Source organism: Paraburkholderia flagellata, assembly GCF_021390645.1.
In the GTDB taxonomy this organism is placed as follows: Bacteria; Pseudomonadota; Gammaproteobacteria; order Burkholderiales; family Burkholderiaceae; genus Paraburkholderia; species Paraburkholderia flagellata.
The window spans coordinates 950,089-975,864 of record NZ_JAJEJT010000004.1; the positions used below are offsets into that span (position 1 = coordinate 950,089).

Genomic DNA, 25,776 nt, shown 5'->3' on the forward strand with positions numbered 1-25,776 from the left:
GCTCATGCGAATGCTGATCTCCGCCGCCGGATGCGCGGCCACGCGCGCGCTGCCGCTCGCGCCCCTCACCGCCGCGCTGCTGCTCTCGGGCTGCATGGTCGGCCCGGATTACCACCGGCCCCAGGTCGCCGTTCCGACCACCTGGAAGGAGCTGCCCGGCTGGACCCAGGCCGAGCCCGAAGCGGCCCAGGGCCCCAAAGGCGAATGGTGGACCGCCTTCCAGGACCCGCTGCTCGACGAACTGGAACCGCTCGTCGAGGTATCGAACCAGAGCGTGCGACAGAGCTACGCCAACTACACGCAAGCGCTCGCCGAAGTGCGCGTGGCGCGTGCGAGCCTTTTTCCGACCATCGGCATTACCGGCTCCCTTGCGCGCGAGCGCTCCTCCACGGGCACGCTCAGCAGCGTGAGCAGCATCACGTCCACGCCGAGCGGCGCGCGCATCGTCAACGGCGGTACGCTCGAAGGCAACGCGAGCTGGGACATCGACCTCTGGGGCCAGGTGCGCCGCCAGATCGAGGAACAGTCGGCCACAGCGCAGGCGAGTGAGGCCACGTTGGCGAACGCTACGTTGTCCGAACAAATCGCGCTGGCGAACGCCGTGATCGATCTGCGTATCACCGACGCCGACATCGACCTGCTCACGCATACCGTGCAGGCGTACTCGGACTTCCTGCGCGTGGTGGCCAACCAGGACCAGGCTGGCACCGTCCCGCCGTCCGATCTGATATCCGCTCGTACGCAGCTCGAATCCGCCCGCGCGAGCCTGATTGCGCTGGGCGTGGCGCGCGCGCAAAACGAGCATGCCATCGCGGTGCTCGTGGGCCGCAACCCCGAAGACGTCAACATCCCGCACAGCACGCAGCTTCCCGCGCTACCCGCCATTCCCGCCGGCGTGCCCTCCACGCTGCTGCAGCGGCGGCCCGACATCGCGACCGCCGAACGCCAGATGGCGTCGGCCAACGCGGCGATCGGCGTGGCGGTGGCCGCCTACTATCCGTCGATCTCGCTCACCGCGCTCGACGGCTTCACGCAGTCGCCGCTTTCGGGTCTGCTGCACATGAGCAACTACGTCTGGTCGCTCGGCGCGAGCGCGACCCAGACGATCTTCGACGGCGGCCTGCGCAGCGGTCAGGTGGCGGCCGCCCGCGCGAGCTACGACGCGGCAGTGGCGAACTATCGCGGCACGGTACTGACGGCGTTCCAAGGGGTGGAGAACGATCTCTCCGGGCTGCGCATCCTCGCGCAGCAGGCCGAAGTGCTCGACGCCGCCGTACGCGACGCGACGCGCGGCGCGCAGATCGCGCAAAACGAATACGAGGCGGGAACCGTGGACTACACGACGGTCGCCACGGCGCTGGCCACGCAGGTGACCAATCAGCAGAGCGCGCTCAACGTGCAGCAGCAGCGCCTCCTCGATACGGCTTCGCTGATCGGCGACCTGGGTGGCGGCTGGTCTGGGCAACTGCACGATGCGCAGCATCCCGCGCGTGCGGTGACGCCGGCTTCCGACGCTGCATTTCCGGCCGCGAGTGCGAGCAATCCGGCGAACGTGGAGGCGAGCCGCACGCTGGGTGCGGCTCAAAGTCCTTGATCGGGAGAACCCGCGTTACGCGCGCGGTTCCGTTTCCGAAGCGCTAGTCACGGGCATGGCGGAGGCCGGCAGGCCGAACACGGCATCGAAGATCAGGTTGTAGACGTAGTTGTAGACGAGAAAGAACACCGAGAGCCCAATATCCATCGCGAACGCCTCCATCAACGAGACTTGCAGCGTGAGCGCGATCATCGGCACGAGAAACACCACGAGCCCGCCTTCGAAGCCGACCGCGTGCGCAACGCGGCGCGCGACACTGCGGCCGCGTTTCGTCTGGCGCGCTTCCCAGCGCTCGAACAGCAGGTTGTAGACGAAGTTCCAGCCCACCGCGATCAGCGACGAAAACACCGCCGCGGCGCCCGCCCGGTTCATGCCGCTGCCCGAGAGCGAGGCGAAGCTCGAGCCGGTAATCAGGATCGCGATGCCTTCGAACAACGTGACGTACACAACCCGGCGTTTGATACCCTGCATGGACAAATGCTCCTGATGCGGCTCCCGCTTGGTCTCGGGCGGTGTCACTCGCCGCGCTTGTTGCGGGCGCGGCGAAACCGTTCGCGAATCAACCCAGATCGGTAAATACCGAAGCCGCGGACAAGCGCGACTTCGGCAGCTTCGCGTTGAAGTCATCGGCGCCGCGGTAGCCGAGGCCGATCACCACGAGCGCGGTGAGGCCCTGCTCGCGCAGGCCCAGTTCCTCGTCGAGCGCACGGGCGTCGAAGCCCTCCATCGGGCAGGCGTCGATTTCGAGCGTCGATGCGCCGATCAGCAGCGTGCCCAGCGCGAGATACGCCTGCTTCTCCATCCACGCGGGCAGGTCGTTGCGCTCGCGATGCAGGTTGACGTAGAACGAGCGCGTCTTTTCCTGACCCGCCTTCGCCTCGGCATTGGCGAAGCGGCCATCCGCTTCTTCCTGAGCGAGCACTTCGGCGAGGTGGGCTTCGTCCATGTCGGTGCGCACGCACAGCACCACGACGTGCGAGGCGCGCGTGACCTTCGGTTCGTTGTATGCGAAACCTTCCATGCCTTTGGCGATTCGCGCGCGTGCAGCGTCGCTTTCCGCCAGCACGAAATGCCACGGCTGCGAGTTCACCGACGAGGGGCTGAAGCGGATCAGTTCCTTGAGTTCGTCGATGACAGCGGCGGGAATCTTGCGGGCCGGATCGAACGCCTTGGTGGCGTGGCGTGCTTTCGCGAAACGGGTGAGGTTCAAGCGGTTTTCTCCTTCGTGTGCGGTCGGCCGGGACAGTATCCGGCAAGGCCGACATCGTACCAGCATCGTGCGCTGACCACGGGCGCGGTCTGCGCGCCAGGCGCGCCTGCGCTATGCTTGAAGGTTGAAATTGCCGCGGCTGCCGGCCAGCAATGCACCGCGGCCCGCAAGGAGAACACCGGTCATGCGCCAGGCCATCCATCATCTGCCGGTCAGCACGCGCACGCGCGGGCTCGTCGAAATCAGCCGTGAAGTGCGCGCGTTCGTGCGCGAACAGCGCATCGCCACCGGCTTGCTCACCCTCTTTTGCCGCCACACGTCGGCGTCGCTCGTGATCCAGGAGAACGCCGATCCGTCGGTGCGCCGCGATCTCGAACGCTATTTCGAGCAGCTCGCACCCGAAGATCCGCAGCGCTACGAGCACGACACCGAGGGCCCCGACGACATGCCCGCGCATTTGCGCACGGCGCTCACGCACACACAGCTCTCGATTCCAGTCGAGCACGGCGAGCCCGTGCTGGGCACGTGGCAGGGCATCTATGTGTTCGAACATCGGCGCGCGGCGCACACGCGCGATATCGTGCTGCATCTGATCGGCGAATGAGCTGGTCAGGCGCATACACGCAAAACCCGTACGCAAGCGCTATGCTACGGCTTTCGTTCAACCGACTCACCGAGGGTTGCCCCAAATGAAACAGTCTGCCGGTTCCATGATTTCCTTCACCCGCCCTGACGGCCAGTCGCTCCAGGGTTATCTCGCCAGGCCGGAAAAGACCGAAGGCGCGCCCGCCATCGTCGTGATCCAGGAGTGGTGGGGTGTGAACGACCAGATCCGCGGCGTGGCCGACCGCCTCGCGCAGGCGGGCTACCTCGCGCTGGTGCCCGACCTCTATCGCGGCAAGAGCACCGCCGAACAGGAAGAGGCCCACCATCTGATGACGAGCCTCGACTTCGCGGACGCGGCCTCGCAGGACGTGTACGGCGCAGTCACTTATCTGAAGACGCTCACCGACCGCGTGGGCGTGACGGGCTACTGCATGGGCGGCGCGCTCACGCTGCTCGCGGCAACCATGATCCCGGGTCTTTCGGGCGCCGTGGTGTGGTACGGCTTCCCGCCGCTCGACTACATCGACGCGAGCAAGATCACCGCGCCCATCCTCGGCCACTTCGCGACCCAGGACCAGGCGTTCAACATCGAAACCGTGGCGGAACTCGAAACGAAGCTGAAGAACGCCAACGTCGACGTCGAATTCCATCGCTATCTTGCTCACCACGCGTTTGCGAACGAGACCGCCGTGGGCCCGACGCGCATCGCCATCACGCAGTACGACCCGGTCTGGGCGCAACTCGCGTGGGACCGCTCGCTGACGTTCTGGGGCCGCACGCTGTGGCCGCAACGCGCGGCAGGCTGAAGCGCTGACAGCGGCCCGCGCCGGCGCGCGGATCAGTCGTAGAATCGGCGTCGCCCCGCCTCAAGCGGGCGACGCCGATTTGCATTGCAGCGCCTTCGTCCCTCTCACGCTCTCGCGGAGACCTTATGACGCCGCTCAATCTGATGAGCCTCGCGCACTCCATCCCTGCGAATCTGTGAGCGCAACTTCACGGCGCCGCATGATCGCGCCCAAGCCCGTACCGCCATGAAAGTCATCCGTTCGAAATCCTTCACTGCCAGCCGCCCCTGGGGCGCGCTCGACATCGCCAACATGAGCGGCACCACGGTGCGCCTGCACTGGACCGACCAGCCGTACACATGGCACGTCAACGACGGCGAGGAAGTGTTCGCCGTGCTCGACGGCGTGGTCGACATGCATTACCGCGAAGGAGGCGCGGAACAGGTCGCGGTGCTCGAAGCCGGCGACGTGTTCTTCGCAGGCGTGGGCTGCGAGCATGTCGCGCACCCGCGCGGCGAGGCGCGCATTCTCGTGATCGAGCGTGAAGGCAGCGTGTAAGCCGCGTCTTGCGGCGAAAAGACGGCGCGCGCCATTTCCACTAAACTTGGCGGCCTGACTCCACTCCCGCCTCGGCCGTGGCGCGCCTTGCACGGCTCGCGCCCCGGCGCTGAAGGACTTCCAGGACTGCAAGGACCTCGCATGAATGACCTTTCCGCATTTCCCATCACCCGCAAGTGGCCAGCGCTTCATCCCGAACGCATCCAGCTCTATTCGCTGCCCACGCCCAATGGCGTCAAGGTCTCGATCATGCTGGAGGAAAGCGGCCTGCCCTACGAGCCGCATCTGGTGCGCTTCGACTCGAACGACCAGATGTCGCCGGAATTTCTCTCGCTGAACCCCAACAACAAGATTCCCGCGATCCTCGATCCGAACGGCCCGGGCGGCAAGCCGCTCGCGCTCTTCGAGTCGGGCGCGATCCTCATCTATCTCGCCGACAAATGCGGCCGCTTCCTCGCCCGCGAAGGCGCGGCGCGCTACGAAACGATCCAGTGGGTCATGTTCCAGATGGGCGGCATTGGCCCGATGTTCGGCCAGGTGGGCTTCTTCCACAAATTCGCGGGCAAGGAGTACGAGGACAAGCGTCCGCGCGACCGCTACGTCGCCGAATCGCGGCGTCTGCTCGCCGTGCTCGATCAGCGCCTCGATGGGCGCAAGTGGATCATGGGCGACGAATACACCATTGCCGACATTGCCACGTTTGGTTGGGTGCGCAACCTTGTGGGCTTCTACGAGGCCGGTGACCTCGTCGGTTACGCCGATTTCAGGAATGTCGCGCGCGTGCTCGAGGCGTTTATCGCGCGGCCGGCGGTGGCGCGCGGGCTCAACATTCCGCCGCGCAGCTGAGGTAAGCGCGCCATCATTGCGGCGCCGCTCTCACGCGCGCCGCAACCGAGTCGGCCACTTCGGCCGCCGCGCGGTCCACGTTCTTGCGGTCATCGGCGCGCGCCAGCACGAATTTGGCCGCCGCCACATAGGGATTGAGCGCGATAGCCGCGCCAGCGCCCGGCTTCGCGTGGCTCGACTCGCTGTCGATCACCTGATAAAGCGGCTGCGGTGCCTGAGTGGCGAGGTCGTCCACGGCCACCGCCAGCTCGATCTGGCTTGCGCCCGAGCCGAAGCCCACCATCGCGCGCCGCAAGCTGTTGCCTTCGTCCACGCTCAAGAATACGCCGCGCACGAGCCACCCCTGTGCCGGCAGCGACGCGCCACTGGGCAGGCGGCGCGCGTCGAGGCCCTTTGCGCGCAGGTCATTCACCAGCGCGTCGGCCATTTTCGTGACGACTTGATCTGCCTGCTGCTGCGGATCGCGGTGGCGCAGCAGCGGTCGTGGCAGCAGGCCGCCCACGTGCTCGCGCGCGTTCTCCACAGGATTCGAATCCTGTTTGACGTTGGCCGCATCGAGTTCGAAATCCGTCACGTAGACGAGCGGCGCGCCAGGCGCAGGTGCTGGCGCCGCGGGCGCGCCCAGTACTTGCGCCGAGGCAAGCGGCGCGAACGCACACAGCCAGAGCGTCGCAATCAGGTTCCAGTGCCATTGCATCTTCATCGCATGCTCCCGTATGTTCGCCATCTATCGTGTTGACATCCTCCCCGCCCTCAGTCGCAGGCGACTGCCGCTTGCGCGGGAAGGACGGGGATTCCTGCGGGTGCTCGCGCACCATAGGCGGGTTCCTGCTTCGACGGGCGGCCTGACTGCACCATCCCTCCACAGGCAAACGCGGCATGTCCTGCCGCCAGAACATTGAGCGCACCAACGTGGTCGGCGTTCGCTTCGTGTCCACATTTGACGCAGGTGAACCGCGCCTGCGTCTTCCGGTTGTCCTTCGACATATGGCCGCAACACGGGCACGTGCGGCTCGTGTTTTTCGGGTCGACGGCGACGAAGAACCCGCCGCGCCAGGCCGTTTTGTATTCAAGCTGGCGGCGAAACTCGCCCCAGCCCTGGTCGAGAATCGACTTGTTCAGACCAGACTTCGCGCGGACATTGCGTCCGGGCGCGTGCGCCGTGCCTCTTGCCGACCTCGACATGTTGCTGATTTTCAGGTCCTCGACGGCGATCATTGCGTGGTTTTTGCTGATCGAGTTCGAGGCCTTGTGCAGAAAGTCCGAGCGCGCATTGGCGATGCGCGCGTGAATGCGCTGGATTCTGGCCTTCGCCTTCTTCCAGTTTGCCGAGCCCTTCACCTTGCGCGCCATCCGGCGCTGATACCTGGCAAGTCGCTGCTCGTGCTTCCTGAAGCTGGCCAGCGGTGCAATGAAGCTGCCATCGCTCAACGTTGCGAAGCGGGCCACACCCACGTCGATACCGACGGCGGGGCCATGCGCAACCAGCTGCCCGACCTCGCGGCGGGTGAGGATCGAAACGTACCACCTGCCCGCGCGTAACGACACGGTCGCCGAGCGGACCTCGCCGGGCACGTCGCGGCTCTTGCGATAGCGAATCCATCCCAGCTTTGGAACCTTGATGCGGCCGTTGCTGCTATCGAGCGTGATCTGATTCCTGTCGGGAAACAGGAAACTGTCGCCCAGGCCCTTGCGCTTGAATTGCGGGAATGACGCTCGGCCTGCGAAGAAGTTCTTGAAGGCCACTTCGAGATGCTTCAGCGCGTGCTGCTGCGTATGCACCGGGCCATCCTTCAGCCACGGCGTATCGGCGCTATTGCGCCATTGCGTCAAGTGCTTCGCCATACCGATGTAGCCGACGAACTTCTGAGCCGCAGCGTGGTTTTCCTTCTGGAACGCCAGCGCCTTGTTATAGACGAATCGGCATGCGCCTGCGAACTGGCGCATCTTGCGCACCTGCTCGCCGGTCGGCACAAGTTCGAATTTAAAGGCCTGAAGGCTTCCATGGATTCAGCGTATCACGGCGCAACGGTTGTGAAGGACGCCTGCAGCGTCCGCGCTTTCCTTCCTCCCCATGAATGGACCATGAATGGGGAGGTTTGACGCGCATCCCGATCAACCATCGATCAACCCGAGCCGCGTAAGGTCGCGCGCGAGCGAATCGGCTTCGACGAAGTGACACGCCTGCAAACCCGCGTCGAGCGCGCCCGTCACGTTCGCTTCGCTGTCGTCGATGAAAAGCGTTTCCCGTGGTTGAGCGCCGAGTTGGGCAACGCAGCCAAGATAGGTCTGCGCAGCCGGCTTGACCGCGCCGAACGTCGCCGACGAATAGACCTGCGAACCGAAAAGCCGCGCAACGGGTGGATTCAGATAATCGAGGTGATGCGTGACGAGCGAGCAGTTGTTGGTCAGCACGGCAATGCGGCATCGGGCGGCCACGCGCTGCGCCAGTGCGAGCGCCGCCTCGTTCGGCGTGATCGAGGCGCGTCGCGCGGCGAGCCATACGTCGCGCCCCACCTCGCAGCCGAGCATGACGCCGAGCGCGCGCAGATAAGCATCCGGGTCGATCTCGCCCGCATCGGCGCGTGCTTCGAGGCCCGAGCCCCAGATTGCGTGGCGCACGGTAGCAGGCGGCGCGCCGGTGGCGGCCGCGAGGCTCGCCACACGCGCGTCACGATCATAGTGGGACAGCACGCCTTCCATGTCGAACAGGACTACGCCGATCACCGCCATCTGCCGCTCCCGCCACAAAATGTCCAACCGCGGTCCCACCAGGTCCGCTGCCGATCATACCGCCGGCCCGCGGTAAGCGGCTCACAAGCAGGCGCAGGCAGGCACAAGCACGGGGCGCGACGATCGCGCCCCGAAACCGTCAATGGATTTTGGGTAGACTGGCGCACATGGACACCTGCCGTTACTGCGGAAAATTGCGCGACGAATGGGATTGCCACGGGCCGGCGTGCCGCCAGGCGATCGCGCAGGCGCTGCGCCGCCAGCGCAAGGGGCTGCCGATGGTGGCGAACGTGATCCGCAACGAAATTCCCGCCGACGCCACCACTGGCCAGATCATCACCGTGCTTTCGCGCCAGCGCCAGCGCGCGCGGCGCGGCAACGAAGAACGGCGCGAGCGCAAAGCGCTCGATATCCCCGAAGGCGAGTAAGGCACCCGCCAACCCGCGTCAGCGCACGCTCTCGTCCTCGTTCGCAGGCGCGGAAATGCCGATGCGCGCGAACGTTTCCTCCAGATGATTCACGCACACGCGCACTTTCGCAGACTGCGCGAGCCGCGCCGGGTACACGGCCCAGACATTGGCCGGCTGCGTGACGCCGGGCAGCACGCGCTGCAAGCGCCCGCTTTCCAGCAAGGGCGCCACGTCCCACATCGAGCGCAGCACGATGCCGCGCCCCGCCAGCGCCCACTGCACGGCCACCTCGCCGTGATTGGTGGAGAGCGGCCCGGCCACCTTCACCGAAACCGTTTCGCCATGCGCGCTCAAGCGCCATACGCCGAACGGATGATCGCGCTCCTTGATCGCGAGACACGCATGCTCCGCGAGATCGGCGACCTCCTGTGGCGCGCCGCGCCGTGCAAGATACGCGGGCGCCGCGCATAGCACGCGATAGTTCGTGGCGAGACGCCGCGCGATCAGATGGCCGGCGATCTCGTCGCCGATACGCACGTCGAGGTCGAAGCCCTCGCCCGCCACGTCGACGAGCCGGTCGAACAGTTCGAGCCGAACGCTCAGTTGCGCATACCGCTCGGAAAGACTCGCGAGCGCGGGCGCAACGAAATTGCGGCCAAAGCCGAAGCTGCTCGACACGCGCAACGTGCCGCGCGGAATGCGCCGCGCAGTGGAGACGTCATCCACGAGCCGCTCGACGTCGTCGAGGATCTTGCCGGCCGAAGCATAGACGCGCTCGCCCGCTTCGGTCATTGCGACGCGCCGCGTCGAGCGGTGCAACAGACGCGTGCCGAGACGCGCCTCGAGCACGCCCACGCGCTTGCTCACATAGGCCGGCGACGCCGAAAGCGCTTCCGCCGCCGCGCTGAAGCTCGCCTTGCGCGCGACCATGCAGAACACGCGCAAGTCATCGAGTTCGGGCGACGCTACGGCTTTGGGGGCTTTCGGTGCGTCCGGCATGTGCGTCACAGCGCGGCGGCTACCGCTTCACCCAGCGCAGTCGTGTTCGCCCTGCCACCCATGTCGGGCGTGCGCGGGCCTTCCACCAGCACCTTTTCGATGGCCTGCATGATCGCGTCGTGCGCGGCCTTGTATTGCGCGTCGCCGTTGCCGAGGAAGTCGAGCATCATGGCGCCCGACCAGATCATCGCGATGGGGTTGGCGATCTTCTTGCCGAAGATGTCGGGTGCGGAGCCGTGCACCGGCTCGAACAACGACGGAAACGCGCGCTCGGGGTTCAGGTTGGCGGAAGCCGCGAGACCAATCGTGCCCGTGCATGCCGGACCGAGATCCGAAAGAATGTCGCCGAAGAGGTTCGATGCGACGACCACGTCGAAGCGATCGGGCTGCAGCACGAAACGCGCGCACAGAATATCGATGTGCTGCTTGTCCCACTTCACTTCCGGGTACGACTGCGCCATGGCCGCCACGCGCTCGTCCCAGTACGGCATGCTGATGGAGATGCCGTTGGACTTCGTGGCCGCCGTGAGTTTTTTGCGGCCACGATTGTTCGCCAGTTCGAACGCGTACTTGAGAATGCGGTCCACGCCCTGGCGCGTGAACACCGACTCCTGCAGCACGAACTCGCGCTCGGTGCCTTCGAACATCTTGCCGCCCACCGAGCTGTACTCGCCCTCGGTGTTTTCGCGCACCACGTAAAAGTCGATGTCGCCGGGCTTGCGATTGGCGAGCGGACACGGCACGCCGGGCAACAGACGCACCGGGCGCAGGTTCACGTACTGGTCGAATTCGCGGCGGAATTTCAGCAGCGAGCCCCACAGCGAAATGTGATCGGGCACCTTGTCGGGCCAGCCGACTGCGCCGAAGTAGATCGCGTCGAAGCCCTTGAGCGTGGCGAACCAGTCGTCGGGCATCATCTTGCCGTGCTCGAGGTAGTAGTCGCAGCTTGCCCAGTCGAAATGCGTGAATTCGAGCTTCAGGCCGAACTTCGCGGCCGCCGCCTCGACGACGCGCACGCCCTCGGGCATCACTTCCTGGCCAATGCCGTCACCGGCAATAGCGGCGATTCTGAATGTCTTGCTCATGTCGCGTTCTCCGTTTCTGTCTGTCCTGATGCGGCAGCATGCCTGAAAACCCGCTGGCGACCAGCCCCGCTGGCGTGGATAGATTCAACACGAAACGTGAATAATCGCACGAGCGCGCGCCACGGTCCATGCACGAGAAGGATTCGGCGACCGGCGATTTCCTGCCAATGCCCGATCTCGCCTAAACTCTCGGTTGGCTCCACCGCGCCTTTCGCTGGACCGGCGCATATCCTGATCGACCGACTTATGTTCTCGCTTTCCGACACCCTTCCTTCCGACAAACCCGCCCTCTACGCATCGCTCGCCGCGCAGGCGCGCTCGCTGATCGAAGGCGAAATCGACGTCATCGCGAACGCAGCGAACTTCGCTTCGCTCGTGTTTCATTCGCTCGAAGGCCTGAACTGGGCGGGCTTTTATTCGTTCGACGGCACCGAACTCGTGGTCGGTCCGTTCCAGGGCAAACCGGCGTGCGTGCGCATTCCCATCGGCAAGGGTGTATGTGGGACGGCAGCGGCTACGCGGCAAACGCAGGTGGTGCCCGACGTGCACGCATTCGCGGGACACATTGCGTGCGATTCGGCTTCGCAGTCGGAAATCGTCGTGCCCCTCGTCACGCCGGACGGCGAGCTGATCGGCGTATGGGACGTGGACAGCCCGCTTCTCGCTCGCTTCGACGAAGAGGACGCGAAAGGCATGGAATTGCTGTGCCGCACGTTCATCGAATACGGCATGAAGCGCCGTTAAACGCGGCTCCCTATGCCTGCGCGTGCGGCCCGGCCAGCGCCGCAAGCGCCTGCTCCACGCGCTGCAGGACATCGCCCCACGCGCCGTTCTCGCTCTGGCGGAAAAGCCGCGCCGTTGGATACCACGGCGAATCTTCCCTGTCCCCGAGCCAGCGCCACGCCGCGTAGCGCGACAGCACCCACGCCGGCTTGCCGAGCGCACCGACCAGGTGCGCCATGGACGTGTCCACGGTAATCACGAGATCGAGATTCGCGACGATCGCCGCGGTATCGGCGAAATCGCGGACATCGTCCATTGGGTCGTACGGGCGCAAGCCGGCGGGAATCCTGGCGAGCTGCGGCCGCGTCGTCGCACCGAGTTGCAGGCTCACGAAAGTCAAGCCCGGCGTGCGCAGCAGCGGGATGAACGCGCGTGCGTCGAGCGAGCGGCGCTGGTCGATGGCGTTTGAACCCGCGTTGTCATCGGCCGGATTGCCGGCCCACACGAGGCCGACCTTCAATGCGCCCGCGGGCAGCTGGCTGCGCCACGCCTCGGCGTGCGCCGCGTGGGCATGCAGATAAGGCACGCGCGCCGGAATCGACGCGACCGTGGTACCAAAGCGCAGCGGCAGGCTCATGGTCAGGCACCAAGTCGTGTCGCTCGATGCGCCCCTGGCCGTTCAGCGGAATTACGCTATCTGCGCCCGCAAGCGTTTCGAACAACCGCGCGAGCGATGGCGCGCAGGCGATGCTTACCTGCGCCGCGCCCAGCGCCTTGAGCATCGGCACGTAGCGACAGAATTGCAGACAGTCGCCGAGGCCCTGTTCGGACCACACGAGAATCGACTTGCCCGCGAGCGGTTCGCCATGCCACTGCGGATAGGGCACGGGCGGGCGCGCGACGCCGCCCTCGCCCATCGACGGTTCGTGGCGCGCTTCGTACAACGGCCACGCCGCCTCGTAAGCGCCCAGACGCAGCAGCGGCAACGCCAGGTTCACGCGTGCCGCCGCGTAATCGGGACGCAGCGCGAGCGCGCGCTGATACGGCTCGATCGATGCCTCGACCCGCCCAAGTTGCCACAGCGCGTTGCCGAGGTTGTTGTGGACTTCGGCATGGCTGTCGTCGAGCGCCAGGGCACGGCGGCACGCCGCCTCCGAGTCAGGCAGGCGGTTCATCTCCTTGTACAACAGGCCCAGGTTGTTCCATGCCGCGACATGCTCCGGATGCCGCGCGAGCACCGCCAGATACGCAGTTTCGCCTGTTTCAGACGGCCTACACGCGACATCAGCAAGCATTGATTGAGCAGCGCTCCGGCGTGAAGTGGATCGATCTCCAGCGCGCGTGAAAGCTCGGCTTCGTCAGCGCGGGCGTCGTTCATCAGTGCGAGGGCCAGGTTGGCGCGCGCGGGCACGTCGCCGGGGCGGATCGACAGCACGCGCCGGTACGCGTGGCCGGCGGCTGCGAAGCGTCCACGGCGGTACAGCCACACGCCGAGTGTGGCGTACGCGTCGGCCTGTTCCTCGGGCGTGGCGAACGGCGGCAACGCGCGGTGCCGAGCGCCACCGGCGAGTGTGCGAGCCACCAATTCCAGGGCCCTTGCGTCGGCAGGCTGGGCGTCCAGCACGCGTTCGAGCGCGTCAAGCGCGGTCTCGTGCCGGCCCGCCGTGTCCGCCGACAATGCGTCATGCCAGGCGGCGTCTATGGACGGTGTGTGAGCTGGGGACGTGTTCATCGGCGTTTTCATGAGAGGCAAAGCGCGTGCGGCGCGAAGTCTCTCAATCTACGGACGTCTCATCGTCGTGAACATTGGAAAAGTCTTAAAAATGGGATAGCGGGCCCTGATGCGCGCGCACGCGCCCATACGCGCCCTTATACTGGCCGCTCGCGTCGCAGCCGATCCGCGCGACGCCCTATCCGCTTATGTTCGCGAGGTTGTCATGCCGTTCAAGGGAAGCTGCCTGTGTGGGGCCGTCCGCTATGAAGCCAACCGGCTTGCGTCGCCGATTTCGCATTGCCATTGCGCGACCTGCCGCAAGGCGCAGAGCAGCGCCTACGCGAGCACGGCGCGCGTGATGCGCGAAGACTTCCGCTGGCTCGCGGGCGAGGAGCGGCTCACGCGCCATGAGTCGTCCGAGGGCAAGTTTCGCTATTTCTGCTCGATTTGCGGCAGCCATCTCATGGCCGAGCGTCCCGCGCAGCCGCATGTGATCCTGCGCGTCGCCACGCTCGACGACGATCCCGGCGCGCGCCCCGAGTTCCATATCTGGACTTCGCACGACGTGCCCTGGCTCACCGATGAAGGCGAAACGCCGCATCATCCTGAGTCGGCGACGTGAACGATTCGACACCTACTCAGGAGGCCGAATCATCCTGCGCATTCTCCTTGACGAAGTCGACGAACGCGCGCAACGGCGCCGGCAGGTGCCGCCGTCCCGGATAGTAGAGAAACGGCCCCGGAAACGAGACGTCCCAGTCGTCGAGCAAGCGCACGAGCGCGCCGGTTCGAATATGCGGCAGCAACATCTCTTCAAAAAGATACACAATGCCGACGCCGTCGAGCGCCATGTTGATCAGCAGGTCGAGCGCGGCGCCGGGACGCACGACGAGCGGCGTCGGCGGATCGAGCCGCAACACTTGGCCATCGCGCTCGAAATGCCAGAGCGGCAGCGCGCCGCCCGCGAACTGCACGCGCAAGCAGGCGTGCCCGAGCAGCTCGCGCGGATGTTCTGGCCGCCCGCGCGCCGCGAGATACGCGGGCGAAGCGACCGTCGCAAAGCGCTCCACGCGCGGCCCGATGGGAATCGCGATCATGTCCTGCTCCAGTCGCTCGTCGTAGCGAATACCGGCGTCGCAGCCGATCTGCAGCACGTCGACGAAGCCGTCCTCCACCACCACCTCCACGCGGATCTCGGGATACGCGCGATGAAATGGCGCGAGCACGCCAGGCAAAATGGTGCGCGCCGCGCTCGCAGGCACGTTGAGCTTGAGCGTGCCCGCGGGCTTTTCGCGGTAGCCATTGAGCACGTCGAGCGCCGCTTCCATCTCAGTAAAGAGCGGCGTGATCGATTCGAGCAGGCGCTGCCCCGCTTCGGTCGGCGCGACGCTGCGCGTAGTGCGGTTCAAAAGGCGCAGCCCGAGCTTCGCCTCGAGCCTGCGCACCGCGGCACTCAGGCTGGACGCCGAAACGCCGCCCACGCGCGCCGCATCACGAAAGCCACCCGCGCGCGCCACTGAAACGAAAGCGGCCAGATCGTTCATTTCCATCGGCATCGTTCACCTCGCGCTGTTCGAACACATTGTTCGAACGCATCGTTTGATCCCATTGTGCGAAATCATGCACAGCCTGTTCTGATCAGACGGGATTATCGGACAATTCGAACGCGCCCATACTGCGGGCATTCGTCAACCGAGGAGCACGCAATGCCGAACCGCAAACCCGCAAGCACGTATGAACTGGCCGGCCGTCAGGTGAACCGCATGGGCTACGGCGCCATGCAACTGGCGGGCCCCGGCGTGTTCGGGCCGCCGAAGGACCGCGCGCAGGCCGTCGCGGTGCTGCGCGAGGCCCTTGCGCTGGGCGTCGATCACATCGACACGAGCGACTTCTACGGCCCGCACGTGACCAACCAGATCATCCGTGAAGCGCTGTACCCGTATGCGCCGAACCTCACGATCGTCACCAAGGTCGGCGCCGTGCGCGACGACAAGGGCGCGTGGCTGCCAGCACTGGAACCCGTCGATATCGAGCGCGCCGTGCACGACAACCTGCGCAATCTGGGCCTCGAAGCACTCGACGTGGTCAACCTGCGCATCATGGGCGATGTCCACAAGCCCGCCGATGGGCCTGTGGAAAAGCAGGTCGAAGCGCTTGCCCGGCTGCGTGAACGCGGCCTCGTGCGTAATGTGGGGATGTCCAACGCCACCGCTGCGCAAATCGCGGCGGCACAGCGCCTCGTGCCTGTTGTGTGCGTGCAGAATCACTACAACCTGGTGCACCGAGACGACGACCCGCTGATCGACGCACTGGCCGCGCAGGGCATCGCCTACGTGCCCTTCTTTCCGCTCGGCGGCTTTACGCCGATTCAATCGTCGACGCTTTCGTCGATCGCCGCTCGCCTCGAAGTCACGCCGATGGCGCTCGCGCTTGCGTGGCTCCTGCGGCGCTCGCCCAACATCCTGCTGATTCCGGGCACGTCCACGCTTTCGCACCTGCGTGAAAACGTGGCGGCAGCGCAGCTCGATCTGGACGACGAAGTGCTCGCCGAACTCGACGCCATCGGCAGCCGTGGCAATGGCGGCAGCGCAGCCGCGCATGCCTGAACGCCGCGCCGTCACGCCATTTCGGCCATCTCCAGTTTGCTCGCCAGCGCGTCGCGAATGAGCGCGACCGGCCGGACGAGGCGCCCCGGCACCGCCCCGTGCACGAGCCACACGTTCAGGCCCGAGCGGAAGTCGGTCGCGTCGATGATCTGCAGCTGGTCGCGAAGCGGGCTGCGCGCGAGCGCCTGCGGCGCCGCGAGCCCCACGCCCATGCCGCGCGCGATCAGCGAAAGCTGCAGTTCCGAGCCGAACGCCTCGACTGCCACGTTGAACGGCAGCCCCGCCATGCCCATCGCGCGGCTCAGCGCCGAGCGCATCCCGCAGCCGTCCTGATTCAGCACCCACGGGTGATGCGCGAGTGCGGCGAGCGTGGTGGGCTCGTCGGGCAAGCCGAACGAGCGCGCCGCGACGACGAGGGTCGGCGTATAGCCGAGCTGGGTCGCGACGACGCTCGCCGGCGGCGCAACGGCGGCGGGCAGCAGGATGACAGCCGCATCGAGCCGCGCGCGCTCGACCTCGTCGAGCAGCCCTGGCGACCAGCCCGCCCTCACACGCAGCGTCAGCCTCGGAAACTCGCTACGCAATTGATCGACGGGTTGCTCGAGCGCCAGTTCCGAGAGAAACGGCGGCACGCCGAGCTTGAGTTCGCCCGCAGGTTCGGTTTCCGGCGAGGCGACCGACATCAAGTCGTCGACCGCGCGCAGGACGGAGCGCGCGAGGCTGTACACCTCGTTGCCGGCGGCCGTGGGTTTGAGGGGCTTGCTCTGGCGGTCGAGCAACTCGATGCCGAGCGTTGTCTCCAGGTTCTGCACGCGGCGCGTGAGTCCCGGCTGCGTGAGGAACAGTCTCTCCGACGCCCGCACGAGCGAGCCGCTTTCGACCACCGCTACGAAGGCTTCCAGATCTCGCGTGTTCACAACAACTCCGCATAAAGATTATCGCGATAATTCAATTGTCGCATAACGTGAGGCTCCCTACGATACCTGAACTTGCCATGTAGCGGAGCCAATCGATGGAGCACCCTGCTGAAACGTGTACGCGCGTGATGGCGCGCGACGCCACCCCCGCCAGCCACGCCGCCCACGCCACGCTCACGCTGCCAATGACGCTGTTCTTTGCCGCCGCCGTTGGCGTGATCGTCGTCAATCTATCGGCGGCCCAGCCGCTTGCGGGGCTCGTGAGCCATTCGCTGCATCTGCGCCCGGAGTTCGTCGGCGCGGTCGCCATGCTGCCGCAGCTTGGCTATGCAGCGGGCCTGCTGTTGCTCGTGCCGCTTTGCGATCTGCTCGAAAACCGGCGCCTGATTTTCCGCACGCTCCTCGCCTGCTCCGGCTTTCTCGCCCTCGCGGCGCTCGCGCGCTCGGGCCCACTCTTTCTCGCCGCCGCGTTCCTCGCGGGGGCGACCTCCAGCGTGATCCAGATGCTCGTGCCGATGGCCGCCTCGATGGCGCCCGAAAGCCAGCGCGGGCGGGCGGTAGGCAACGTGATGAGCGGCCTGATGCTGGGCATCCTGCTGTCGCGGCCGCTTGCGAGCCTGATTGCGGGAACCCTGGGCTGGCGCGCGTTCTACGGTATCGAAGCGGCAGCGGATGCCCTGCTCGCCGTGGTCCTCCTCCTGCGCACGCCGCGCCGCATGCCGGCCGTGACTGCGCGCTACGCCGATCTGCTTTATTCGCTCTGGACTTTGCTGCGCACCGAGCGCGTTCTGCGGCGCAGCGCCTTTCTGGCGGCGCTCGCGTTGGGCGCCTTCTCTGCGTTCTGGACCGCGGTCGCCCTGCTGCTGTCGCAGCCGCCGTTTTCGCTGAGGATGAACGGCATTGCCGCGTTCGCGCTGGCTGGCGCGAGCGGCGCATTCGTCACGCCGCTCGCGGGCCGGCTGGGCGATCATGGCGCGGGGCGCGCGGTTCAATACGCCGCGCACGCGACGATGCTCGGCGCGGTCGTGCTGCTGGGCGTAGCGGGCGCAGGCTGGGGCGGTTTTTCTCCCGCCGCGCATCCCGCGTTGGCGCTGGGTCTGCTCGTTGCGGGCGCAGCCGCGCTCGACGCGGGCGTCATCGCTGACCAGACGCTCGGGCGGCGCGCCATCAACCTGCTCAATCCCGCCGCGCGCGGGCGGCTCAATGCGATCTTCGTGGGGATGTTCTTCGTCGGCGGCGCGGCAGGCGCCCTCATGGCCGGCGCTGCGTGGGCCTCGGCGCGCTGGAGCGGCGTGTGTTTCGTCGCCCTCGGCTTTACGGTAGCGGTCATCGCGCTCGGCTTCGTTTATCGCGCGTCGCCGGCCTCTGCCCGCTAGCGCCCGCGCGGCGCACCAAAGAAAAAGCCGCGGCTCTTTAGCCGCGGCTTTCCTGTATCTGAATTGCCACTCGCGTATCAAATGACATGAAGCGAAGCGCGCCCGGCTCCCCGGTCAGTCCGTCACGCGCGCGGCGAGGCGCTCACGCCTGCTGATCCGACCCGTCCGCGGGCTGCGCCGTGTTGTCGTCGGCAGGCTTTTCGTCTTCCTTCTTCTCGACTAGCTGCTCGACTTCCTTGGCGCCCTCGAAACCGGCAACTGCCGCTGCGGCCTTGGTTAGAAAGCCTGCGTTCGGATCGAGCTTCTCGGCGCCTTCCACTGCGGCCACCGCACCGGCAATTTCACCCACCTTGTCCAGAATGCCCATATCACCCCTCCAGTTGAAACCCGCTCCGGGCTGACGAGGCGATGTCTCGCCTCCCGTGCGCCGCACCTTCCCATCCAGCGAGCGCGCCGCTTCATTGTGTGCCTGCTCGATGGCCGCATCAATCACTAACTCATTAATCTGACAATGGTTAACGATCTTATATTCGAACGTATATTGCGATGCGTCAATTGTTTGACTATATTGAAGTCGTCTCCTCCATGTCTCCATTGGCATGGTTCAAGCCCGCACTCGCTGCGGGCTTTTCTTTTTTCCGGGCCGTACCTCTGGCCTGATATGGGCTTTGCATCCAGCCTGCGGGCCGCGGCCAGGCACGCGCCTTCCGCTGGCATAATTCTGCCTTCGCCGTTTTTCCAGCCCTCTTACATTTCGCCGCTGCAATGAACCTGCATACCTGGTGGCTGTTCCTCGTCACCGTCTTCGTCGTCTGCGCCATCCCCGGTCCCAACATGTTGCTCATCATGTCGCACGGCGCGCAGTACGGACTGCGCCGCACGAGCGCAACCATGGCCGGCTGCCTTTCCGCCCTGGTCCTGATGCTGGCCGTCTCCGCGGCCGGGCTCGGCGTATTCCTGCAGGCGTGGCCGACCATGTTCAACGCGCTGCGCTTCATCGGCGCGGCGTATCTCGTGTACCTGGGCATCAAAGCCTGGGGCGCACCGGTGCCCGAGGCCGCCGCCGACGTTGCCGAGCGTGTGGCCGCGCGCCCCGTGCGCTCGCCGCTTGCGCTCTATCGCAACGGCTTTTTCGTCGGCGGCAGCAATCCGAAGGCGATCCTGTTCGCGGCGGCGCTCCTGCCGCAGTTCATCGACGCGACCCGCCCAGTGCTGCCGCAATTCGGCGTGCTGGTCGCGACCTTCGCCGTGTGTGAAGTGAGCTGGTATCTCGTCTACGCGGGTTTCGGCACGCGCATCGGCGCGACGCTCAAGAGCCGGCGCGTGGCGAAAGCGTTTAATCGCGTGACGGGCGGCGTGTTCGTCGGCTTCGGCGCGATGATGGCGTTACTGCGCCAGTAAGGCTCGTCGAGCGGCAACACCGAGTGGTACGGGAACCAAAAATCTTTAACTCTGGAGTTAACTGGTTCCCTTTTGCGGCCCGAGCGCAGATTTGCACCACGACCGAACTCCATCACGTGAACAGGTAGTGCGAAAACCGGGGTTAGCCATTTTTCGACCTGCAAACGCAGAGACTTTTCACTCGTGCCTTTCATGCTCTCCTCCGGCAAGTCTGTGGCCTACCGACGCTGGGGAGAGCGTATCCACTCCCCCAGTTCGTGCCTTGTCCACCGTCGACGAAAGCGTTACTGGCCGATTTGTCGGCTTACATGATTCTCCTGCTGGTTTAGCACGTAGTCCTCTCGATGGGTGATATGGCTGCCGTCCTGTCTTGCCATGTCGCGATCCTCCTGCCGAATCTGATGGTCATCTCGATGGAGTCTCGCCGCCTCGGCGCGCGACATTTCCCCTTCGCGCACCTCCTGGTGAATGCGTCGGTCCTGATTCGCCAGGCGGTGATTGACTTCTGCGCGACGCGGGTGAGTTGCATCCCAGTTGGTCTGCGCCGACGCGGTGCCTGCGAATGACATAGCAAGTACAGCAACCGCCGCGATTTTGTAGGCAACGTTGTGCATGTTCATCTCCGATTCCGTTGAGGGGACGGCTTCTCGCCGTTCACCTCCTCAACGCCACGGACGTCCACGATGTTGACCGGCGAGTTGTGAGTTCTGAAACCGATTATTTCGCGTAAGGCGGACGTACGAGTGGGGTCGCGGACGGCTCAGATGTTTCAAATTACACGTCTCGTTACACACAAACACACAGGTAATTTGCGCTCCAAATATATTGCCTTCACTACCGACAAGTGAGGAACGTATGAAACGAATTTTCGCGCTAGCGCTGATGGCGGTATGTCTCGGGACCGCGTTGAGCGGCTGCATCGTCGTACCTGCAGGCGGCTACTACCACCGCTATTAACATGGCCAACGGAGCTCCGCTTCCCTGGGTACTCGCAGGCATAAAGACTGCTGCGTATTAGAGAACGCTGGACGGTCCATACGGGAAACGTTAGTCTGGAAGCACTTCATGGACCGTCTGACCAACGTCGAGGAGCTGGCACATGGAAGTGAGCACCGAAACCCTTGTTGACATGCTACGAGTTGTCGAAGCCGAAGACCCCATAGACTACGCCGACTTGCCGTTTGATGAGGAGGACCTCAGACGTCTCGTCTTGAGCTCGCTCGTCGAACGGCATCATGTTGTCGAAGGAGACATGTCGGTTTCCGACGTCCATGCGATGTACCTTCTGAGCACCGCGAAACTCGTGCTCGAAAATACGGTGCTCCACGCTCGCCTGCTTTTACTCCAGGGACTGCAGGTCGACGTTCAGTCGCTTCTCGCCCCGTTCACCCTCAAGGGTAAAAAATAACGAAACCGGATGCGTACTGAAGAAAGACCTCGCTAGCCTCCTCCTTTCGGGCGACCGCGTCGTACAGCAGGCGGCCCTGAAGCGTCGTTCGTCTCAGCCGCCAAATCGTCATTTGGGAGGCCTATTCGCCCTGAACGACTGACTCTCGACAACGGACTTACACACGCTGATTAGATTAAAGCGACCGCGCCAGAAAAGGTACTGCGGGAAGGATCAACGACGGTATACCGAGATGGACTCAGAGACATTGTTCACTAACGCCTCGCAGTGCATCGCCCAGGGATACCTTGTTTGAAACTTTAAGCTTCAGATAGCACTGTTGAAGGTAGCTTCGCACAGTGGCAGGTGTAAGCCCTAGTTCGCGCGCAATCTCCTTGTGCGAAAGGCCCCCAGCGTAGGCACGCGCCACCATTTCCTCTCGACGCGTTAGTCCCAGGCTCATGCGGAGCTGCAAGCCCAGGTGGCAACCTCCATCTGCGCTACGGGACGCTGACACGTCAAGTGTTCTCCCTTGCCATAGTCCTCCGTCAGTCCGGGTCAGGTTGTGGAGCGCCTTGGGTAGGCAACCCCCGTTCCACTCGGGAAACTCCGCCAATAGCACCTGGCAGAACGCCGGCGAGGCTTGCTCCAGCCAGGCATGTTCGTTCACCTTTGCCAGCAACTGGCGCTGATTGGCAAGTTTTCTTTGCCAGGTCGCGCGCTCCTGTTGCTCTTCGGCCAGAAACATGTGCGGCACCAGCAGTTCAACCAACGCGCGGTCATTGTCGGTGAACAACGGCAGCGAGTGGTCGCGATAGATCGAAAGAAAGCGCACGAGACCGGTATCTTCGTCAGCCATCGCCGTCGACAGCGCTGACGCGATTCCGTAGCGCACATCAAAGCAGTTTGGCGCGTCAAGGCCAGAATAGAGTTCGGTAACACCAGGATTTTCGAGAACCGAGCGCGCCAGTTCGTCCATCTCGGCGACCGCGAGCCAGTCGGCGGCAAACGCGGGGGGAAGCCGATGAAGGTAACTCTGAAGCACCCAAGGTGAGTTGCCCGATAGACGTCCGAGACCCCACCACGCGGCGCTAAGTGGTAGATGGGCCTCCAGCAACTCCAGGGCGCGCCCACGAACGTCATCGCGCATCGATTGGCCGGTAAGCCGGTGCCAGGACAATAGCAGGGAAGATAGGGCTGCGAGCTGCACGTTGTAATGCTCCCTGCAACTGCAGGTTTGAGGCGGGCGACATGATGATTGTCAATTCTACGCTGCTGAAGCCGGGCTGCCGCTACCCACTATTGCCCAGTGCATTTGCAGGGTTGCGAGCAGCCCTGCTACTTGTTGAACTTGCACTTGCCTAGCGCCCCTCCCCACACGGCTGGTCACGCTGGCATCAAAACCATATGCAAGGCAAGAAGGAGACAAGCGTGCTCGAAGCGATAACCAATTGACAATCGAGCGGTCCGATTCGGGTCCCTGCTGTTCGGGTCGACGGTCATCACGGACCAGTCGGCACATCAAAATATTCTCAGAGACGTTCAATGTCTGAAAAATCCTTTCCCTGGCGCAGGTTCTTGCCCCAGAGCGCGCTTCTTGTTATGTCCCTCAGTCTGTTCGCTTGCGGAGGCGGAAGTGACGGCAGCAGCCCGGCATCAATCAAGCTGCCAGCCCTCAGCAACCTTTTTAATTGGACACAAGCCGAGAAAGTCGTTGGGTTTAGTCACAGTGCCGAGATTCTGTCCACCGAGCCCTTCAAGAGCTCGGGAAATCCGGGGAATCTCCCGGATGCTGCGTCGGCCGTAGCCGCACTTGCGGCAAATACCGTCTATCAATACGGCAAAAATCCCGATGGAACGTTGCGAACAAATAACACCGTCGATGACTACATGAATCACAACAAAATCAGCGGCCTCCTGGTCATCAAGAACGGTGCTGTCGCGCTTGAGCGATATGCCATGGGCATGGATCGCAATACCTTGTGGGATTCCAAATCTGCCGGCAAATCAGTCGTGTCAGTTCTTATGGGTGCGGCGCTCAAGGACGGCTCGATCAAAAGTCTTGATGATACGGTCGAAAAGTACGTTCCTGAACTGGCAGGCTCTGCGTATCAAGGGGTAACGCTACGCAATCTGCTTCACATGTCCTCCGGTGTCGCATGGAATGAGAACTATCTTGATTCCAGGTCGGACATTGTTGCGGTCATCAACTGCGTTGCCCACAAAACAGCCGGTTGCATTCTCAACCACATGAAGACTCTCGCGCGAGCCAAGGATGCCAACACTGGCGCACCGACGGCACAGGGTACCGTTTGGAATTACAGCACGGGGGAAGCGTTTGTCTCAGGATTGGTCGTACAGCGCGCGACCGGAATGAGCTTGTCGAAATATATCCAATCGAAGATCTGGCAGCCTTTCGGCATGGAAGCCGATGGAAATTGGTGGCTGGAATCAGACGGTGGGGTATCGTTCGGAGGTGGTGGGTTCAATGCCACTTTGCGAGACTACGGTCGATTAGGCCTTTTTGTGCTCAATAACGGCAAACTCGCAAATGGCACCAGTGTACTTCCGGATAACTGGGTTACCGACTCAACTACCTGGATAAGCCAATCCGCGGTGCCGGGTTATGCCGATAATGGTTCGTATGGGAATATGTGGTGGTTCAATCCCGCCTATGACGATGGGGTCCACAACGCCAGTCCTCTATTCACCAATATCGGCGCGCCGTTACAAAATACGACCGTACCGACAGGTGCGGTGCCCGTTCAGTCGCGTGGACCAGTCCAAGACCAACCAGGTGCCTCGTCGGATTGGACGTTTATGGCAATCGGTGTCTTTGGGCAGATGATCGCGATCAACCAGCGAGAAAATCTGGTTGTTGTTGAGTGGGGTGTGTGGGACAAGCCGGACCCGCATTGCTGCGATTCAACTGACCCCACATATATCGCTAACAATCCATACAATGAAGAAGCCATCTTCGTCAATGCATTGACCGAAGCACTGCACTAACGAGTAGAGCGCGGAGGCTTGCCGGAATGAGCCCCGCGCTGTGGCGAGACGCAGCAGCCGCCGAGGAACCGGACCCGCACTTTTGATCGCTCAATGGTCTGCGTTGCCCCAACTTCAGCTTCACGCTGTCGTGCATACTCATATTCAAACGGTCACTCGAAGCGGCATCGCGCAGCGACCCGCCTTTACGCCAGCGTTCCCACATCAACGCCTTCTGGCTTTCGCTGTAATAGATCCGGCGCCTCTGTTTCATTTGCAACACTCCCGCCGCTCATGCGACGTTCATTGTGTTGCATCGACCGGTTGAATCCGCAGTCGACTCCAGTCCCACGCCTCGCTCGGAAGCTGACATTCGCCGAATGCTGAAGCGACGGGTCGTCGATAACCGCAATGGCCGATAGCGCGATCAACGTGATTGATGCGACAAACGATTTCGGCGCATAGGGCTTAAAATCAATCGAAGCGCCGGTCCCTTTGTGTGGGGCGGCTCGCCTTATCCCCTTCTATCAACGGCAGGCGGCCATGAACACTCACGATGTACGTTACGTTCGTCCGGTGCTGGCCGCACTTTGCGGAGCATCGCTCGCAACACTCGTCGCGTGCGGCGGAAACAGTTGCTTCAGCCTTGACGGCTGTGTCGGCGGAAACGGGATGCCAAACGTCGCCCTATCGGGCACCGCAGCTACCGGCAAGGCGCTCGCGAGCGCGGTGGTTAGCTTCAGTTGTGCTTCGGGTTCGGACTCCACACTGTCAGACGGCGGTGGACACTACAGCATTACGTTAAGCGCCACGATTCCCTGCATCCTCACCGTGAACTCTGGCGGCACGACCTTGCATTCGTTGGCATTTGCCGGCGGAACTTTCAATACGACACCCGAGACGGAACTGATGCTCGTCTACCTCGCTTCGCAACTTGGCACGAGCGAGGCCAGTCTGATTGCGGGCTTCCCGAGCAACTTGCAGTTCCAGCAGGTGCTGGCAAATCAGACCGATGTACTGGCTGCGCAATCGGCAGTCGTCACGAATCTGCAGCAACGTTATGCGGTCACGTTGACGGCACCGGCGTTTCTGACGACGCCGTTCATCGTCGGGCAAGCAGGGGTCGACAGCGATCTCGGTGCGCTGGCGACAGCAGGCGCCATCGATGTCGATGGCATGCCCGATCCGGTTGCCGTCTCGCTGCTGTCCGCAGCGGGTCTCGCTCATCCGCTCACCGCGACGTCCACACCTTCATCCGGCACTGGCGGCACAGGCAGCGCCACCGGCGGCATGATGTGAATTGAGGCAGTTTGAGGTTGGGTTCATCAGGCAGTGACCGGCCACGATCGGACGGAATCGTCTCGCACCCACCCTTTTCCTTAGCCGACATTCGCGGCATGAATCCCAGTTCCCTCGTCGTCGAACGCAGATCCTCAGCAGACCAGCCCGCTGCGTTATTGCTTCGCTGACTGGCTCGCTATTAGCAGACGTAACGGCATCAGCGGCCCGACTGGTATGTACTCGTGATCCAGCATGTTCTCTCTAGCAAGCGGCAAGGACTCCATGATGGATCTCGCCTCTGCGACGTCTCTGGTGTCCAAGAGGAAAACGGCTCCCCTGCCGTCTTCTCGCGCGTACCACTCGCGGATTTTCCCGTCGAGATAGAGTTGGACCGTCGCGCGTATCTCGGCGGGCATGACGGCCATGACCCGCTCGCGTGTTACGCCGGGCTTTGCTTTTAGTCCCGCAAACACACCTGTGATCGTTGAGGCGGAAGTTTGAGTTTGGCCGTGAGGTTGGTCAGTCATAGGAGGGCTCCTATCTCAAATGGGTTGAAG

30 protein-coding genes are annotated in these 25,776 nt (G+C 63.8%); 14 read left to right on the top strand and 16 right to left on the bottom strand.

Features of this window, described 5'->3' with window-relative positions; translation table 11 throughout:
• The first annotated feature begins 10 nt into the window (after positions 1-10).
• Positions 11-1,594, top strand: a complete 1,584-nt coding sequence (locus tag L0U83_RS34865; RefSeq protein ID WP_267939688.1) for an efflux transporter outer membrane subunit — start codon at positions 11-13, stop codon at positions 1,592-1,594.
• A 15-nt stretch (positions 1,595-1,609) separates the two neighbouring features.
• Here the strand turns inward: L0U83_RS34865 and L0U83_RS34870 are convergent, their stop codons facing one another.
• A complete protein-coding gene (locus L0U83_RS34870) occupies positions 1,610-2,065 on the bottom strand; it encodes a PACE efflux transporter (RefSeq protein WP_233888690.1) in 456 nt (151 codons plus the stop codon).
• 88 nt (positions 2,066-2,153) lie between these two features.
• On the bottom strand, positions 2,154-2,804 hold the full coding sequence (nfsB, locus tag L0U83_RS34875; RefSeq protein WP_233888691.1) for an oxygen-insensitive NAD(P)H nitroreductase: 651 nt from the start codon (positions 2,802-2,804) through the stop codon (positions 2,154-2,156).
• Between the two features lie 184 nt (positions 2,805-2,988).
• Between nfsB and L0U83_RS34880 the strand changes: the two genes are divergently transcribed.
• The 4 genes from L0U83_RS34880 to L0U83_RS34895 all read left to right on the top strand — a co-directional run bounded on the left by L0U83_RS34880 (position 2,989) and on the right by L0U83_RS34895 (position 5,599).
• Positions 2,989-3,408: a secondary thiamine-phosphate synthase enzyme YjbQ gene (locus tag L0U83_RS34880; RefSeq protein WP_233888692.1), complete on the top strand. Its 420-nt coding sequence runs from the start codon at positions 2,989-2,991 to the stop codon at positions 3,406-3,408.
• 85 nt (positions 3,409-3,493) lie between these two features.
• On the top strand, positions 3,494-4,216 hold the full coding sequence (locus tag L0U83_RS34885) for a dienelactone hydrolase family protein (protein ID WP_233888693.1): 723 nt from the start codon (positions 3,494-3,496) through the stop codon (positions 4,214-4,216).
• A gap of 225 nt (positions 4,217-4,441) precedes the next feature.
• Positions 4,442-4,753, top strand: a complete 312-nt coding sequence (locus tag L0U83_RS34890; protein WP_233888694.1) for a cupin domain-containing protein — start codon at positions 4,442-4,444, stop codon at positions 4,751-4,753.
• Positions 4,754-4,894: 141 nt separating this feature from the next.
• Complete coding sequence (locus L0U83_RS34895) at positions 4,895-5,599, top strand: glutathione S-transferase N-terminal domain-containing protein (protein WP_233888695.1); 705 nt, start codon at positions 4,895-4,897, stop codon at positions 5,597-5,599.
• 13 nt (positions 5,600-5,612) lie between these two features.
• On the opposite strand, the gene L0U83_RS34900 is transcribed toward L0U83_RS34895, so the two are convergent.
• The 3 genes from L0U83_RS34900 to L0U83_RS34910 all read right to left on the bottom strand — a co-directional run bounded on the left by L0U83_RS34900 (position 5,613) and on the right by L0U83_RS34910 (position 8,332).
• On the bottom strand, positions 5,613-6,302 hold the full coding sequence (locus tag L0U83_RS34900; RefSeq protein ID WP_233888696.1) for a DUF4410 domain-containing protein: 690 nt from the start codon (positions 6,300-6,302) through the stop codon (positions 5,613-5,615).
• Positions 6,303-6,352: 50 nt separating this feature from the next.
• A complete protein-coding gene (locus L0U83_RS34905; protein ID WP_233888697.1) occupies positions 6,353-7,546 on the bottom strand; it encodes an RNA-guided endonuclease InsQ/TnpB family protein in 1,194 nt (397 codons plus the stop codon).
• Positions 7,547-7,714: 168 nt separating this feature from the next.
• Complete coding sequence (locus L0U83_RS34910; RefSeq protein WP_233888699.1) at positions 7,715-8,332, bottom strand: HAD family hydrolase; 618 nt, start codon at positions 8,330-8,332, stop codon at positions 7,715-7,717.
• Positions 8,333-8,499: 167 nt separating this feature from the next.
• On the opposite strand from L0U83_RS34910, the gene L0U83_RS34915 reads away from it, so the two are divergent.
• Positions 8,500-8,760 carry a hypothetical protein gene (locus L0U83_RS34915; protein WP_158762800.1) on the top strand — a complete coding sequence of 87 codons (261 nt, stop codon included), beginning with the start codon at positions 8,500-8,502 and terminating at the stop codon, positions 8,758-8,760.
• 18 nt (positions 8,761-8,778) lie between these two features.
• Here L0U83_RS34915 and L0U83_RS34920 read toward each other — a convergent pair whose 3' ends face one another.
• Together L0U83_RS34920 and L0U83_RS34925 are read right to left on the bottom strand one after the other, a co-directional pair.
• A complete protein-coding gene (locus L0U83_RS34920) occupies positions 8,779-9,741 on the bottom strand; it encodes a LysR family transcriptional regulator (RefSeq protein ID WP_233888701.1) in 963 nt (320 codons plus the stop codon).
• 5 nt (positions 9,742-9,746) lie between these two features.
• Entirely contained in the window at positions 9,747-10,826 is a 1,080-nt protein-coding gene (locus tag L0U83_RS34925) for a tartrate dehydrogenase (RefSeq protein ID WP_233888702.1), read from the bottom strand.
• 246 nt (positions 10,827-11,072) lie between these two features.
• Here L0U83_RS34925 and msrC point away from each other — a divergent pair, with 246 nt between their 5' ends.
• Entirely contained in the window at positions 11,073-11,570 is a 498-nt protein-coding gene (msrC, locus tag L0U83_RS34930) for a free L-methionine (R)-S-oxide reductase MsrC (protein ID WP_233888703.1), read from the top strand.
• A gap of 10 nt (positions 11,571-11,580) precedes the next feature.
• Here msrC and L0U83_RS34935 read toward each other — a convergent pair whose 3' ends face one another.
• The 3 genes from L0U83_RS34935 to L0U83_RS34945 are packed head-to-tail and all read right to left on the bottom strand — an operon-like array spanning position 11,581 to position 13,281.
• The gene (locus L0U83_RS34935) at positions 11,581-12,069 is read right to left on the bottom strand and encodes a glycosyltransferase family 9 protein (RefSeq protein WP_233888704.1); all 489 of its coding nucleotides are present in this window, start codon (positions 12,067-12,069) and stop codon (positions 11,581-11,583) included.
• A complete protein-coding gene (locus L0U83_RS34940) occupies positions 12,029-12,787 on the bottom strand; it encodes a tetratricopeptide repeat protein (RefSeq protein ID WP_233889182.1) in 759 nt (252 codons plus the stop codon). The genes L0U83_RS34935 and L0U83_RS34940 overlap by 41 nt, the downstream gene beginning before the upstream one ends.
• A complete protein-coding gene (locus L0U83_RS34945) occupies positions 12,721-13,281 on the bottom strand; it encodes a tetratricopeptide repeat protein (protein ID WP_233888705.1) in 561 nt (186 codons plus the stop codon). Before L0U83_RS34945 ends, L0U83_RS34940 begins: the two co-directional genes overlap by 67 nt.
• 205 nt (positions 13,282-13,486) lie before the next feature.
• On the opposite strand from L0U83_RS34945, the gene L0U83_RS34950 reads away from it, so the two are divergent.
• Entirely contained in the window at positions 13,487-13,885 is a 399-nt protein-coding gene (locus L0U83_RS34950) for a GFA family protein (RefSeq protein ID WP_233888706.1), read from the top strand.
• Positions 13,886-13,901: 16 nt separating this feature from the next.
• On the opposite strand, the gene L0U83_RS34955 is transcribed toward L0U83_RS34950, so the two are convergent.
• Positions 13,902-14,813 carry a LysR family transcriptional regulator gene (locus L0U83_RS34955; protein ID WP_233888707.1) on the bottom strand — a complete coding sequence of 304 codons (912 nt, stop codon included), beginning with the start codon at positions 14,811-14,813 and terminating at the stop codon, positions 13,902-13,904.
• A 156-nt stretch (positions 14,814-14,969) separates the two neighbouring features.
• On the opposite strand from L0U83_RS34955, the gene L0U83_RS34960 reads away from it, so the two are divergent.
• Positions 14,970-15,869, top strand: a complete 900-nt coding sequence (locus tag L0U83_RS34960) for an aldo/keto reductase family oxidoreductase (RefSeq protein ID WP_233888708.1) — start codon at positions 14,970-14,972, stop codon at positions 15,867-15,869.
• A gap of 11 nt (positions 15,870-15,880) precedes the next feature.
• On the opposite strand, the gene L0U83_RS34965 is transcribed toward L0U83_RS34960, so the two are convergent.
• The gene (locus L0U83_RS34965; protein WP_233888710.1) at positions 15,881-16,786 is read right to left on the bottom strand and encodes a LysR family transcriptional regulator; all 906 of its coding nucleotides are present in this window, start codon (positions 16,784-16,786) and stop codon (positions 15,881-15,883) included.
• Positions 16,787-16,881: 95 nt separating this feature from the next.
• On the opposite strand from L0U83_RS34965, the gene L0U83_RS34970 reads away from it, so the two are divergent.
• On the top strand, positions 16,882-18,162 hold the full coding sequence (locus tag L0U83_RS34970) for an MFS transporter (RefSeq protein WP_373321173.1): 1,281 nt from the start codon (positions 16,882-16,884) through the stop codon (positions 18,160-18,162).
• Between the two features lie 142 nt (positions 18,163-18,304).
• Here L0U83_RS34970 and L0U83_RS34975 read toward each other — a convergent pair whose 3' ends face one another.
• Complete coding sequence (locus L0U83_RS34975; protein WP_112172168.1) at positions 18,305-18,529, bottom strand: hypothetical protein; 225 nt, start codon at positions 18,527-18,529, stop codon at positions 18,305-18,307.
• A 398-nt stretch (positions 18,530-18,927) separates the two neighbouring features.
• Here L0U83_RS34975 and L0U83_RS34980 point away from each other — a divergent pair, with 398 nt between their 5' ends.
• A complete protein-coding gene (locus L0U83_RS34980; protein ID WP_233888711.1) occupies positions 18,928-19,563 on the top strand; it encodes a LysE family translocator in 636 nt (211 codons plus the stop codon).
• A 284-nt stretch (positions 19,564-19,847) separates the two neighbouring features.
• On the opposite strand, the gene L0U83_RS34985 is transcribed toward L0U83_RS34980, so the two are convergent.
• Entirely contained in the window at positions 19,848-20,177 is a 330-nt protein-coding gene (locus tag L0U83_RS34985) for a hypothetical protein (protein ID WP_233889185.1), read from the bottom strand.
• 485 nt (positions 20,178-20,662) lie between these two features.
• On the opposite strand from L0U83_RS34985, the gene L0U83_RS34990 reads away from it, so the two are divergent.
• Positions 20,663-20,971: a hypothetical protein gene (locus L0U83_RS34990; RefSeq protein ID WP_233888712.1), complete on the top strand. Its 309-nt coding sequence runs from the start codon at positions 20,663-20,665 to the stop codon at positions 20,969-20,971.
• 238 nt (positions 20,972-21,209) lie between these two features.
• Here the strand turns inward: L0U83_RS34990 and L0U83_RS40740 are convergent, their stop codons facing one another.
• Entirely contained in the window at positions 21,210-22,160 is a 951-nt protein-coding gene (locus tag L0U83_RS40740; protein WP_233888713.1) for a helix-turn-helix transcriptional regulator, read from the bottom strand.
• Positions 22,161-22,495: 335 nt separating this feature from the next.
• On the opposite strand from L0U83_RS40740, the gene L0U83_RS35000 reads away from it, so the two are divergent.
• On the top strand, positions 22,496-23,959 hold the full coding sequence (locus tag L0U83_RS35000) for a serine hydrolase domain-containing protein (RefSeq protein ID WP_233888714.1): 1,464 nt from the start codon (positions 22,496-22,498) through the stop codon (positions 23,957-23,959).
• 522 nt (positions 23,960-24,481) lie between these two features.
• Positions 24,482-25,237 (top strand): hypothetical protein, encoded by a 756-nt coding sequence (locus tag L0U83_RS35005; RefSeq protein WP_233888715.1) that lies wholly within the window; start codon positions 24,482-24,484, stop codon positions 25,235-25,237.
• Between the two features lie 155 nt (positions 25,238-25,392).
• On the opposite strand, the gene L0U83_RS35010 is transcribed toward L0U83_RS35005, so the two are convergent.
• Positions 25,393-25,746, bottom strand: a complete 354-nt coding sequence (locus L0U83_RS35010; protein ID WP_233888716.1) for a hypothetical protein — start codon at positions 25,744-25,746, stop codon at positions 25,393-25,395.
• Positions 25,747-25,776 lie beyond the last annotated feature (30 nt).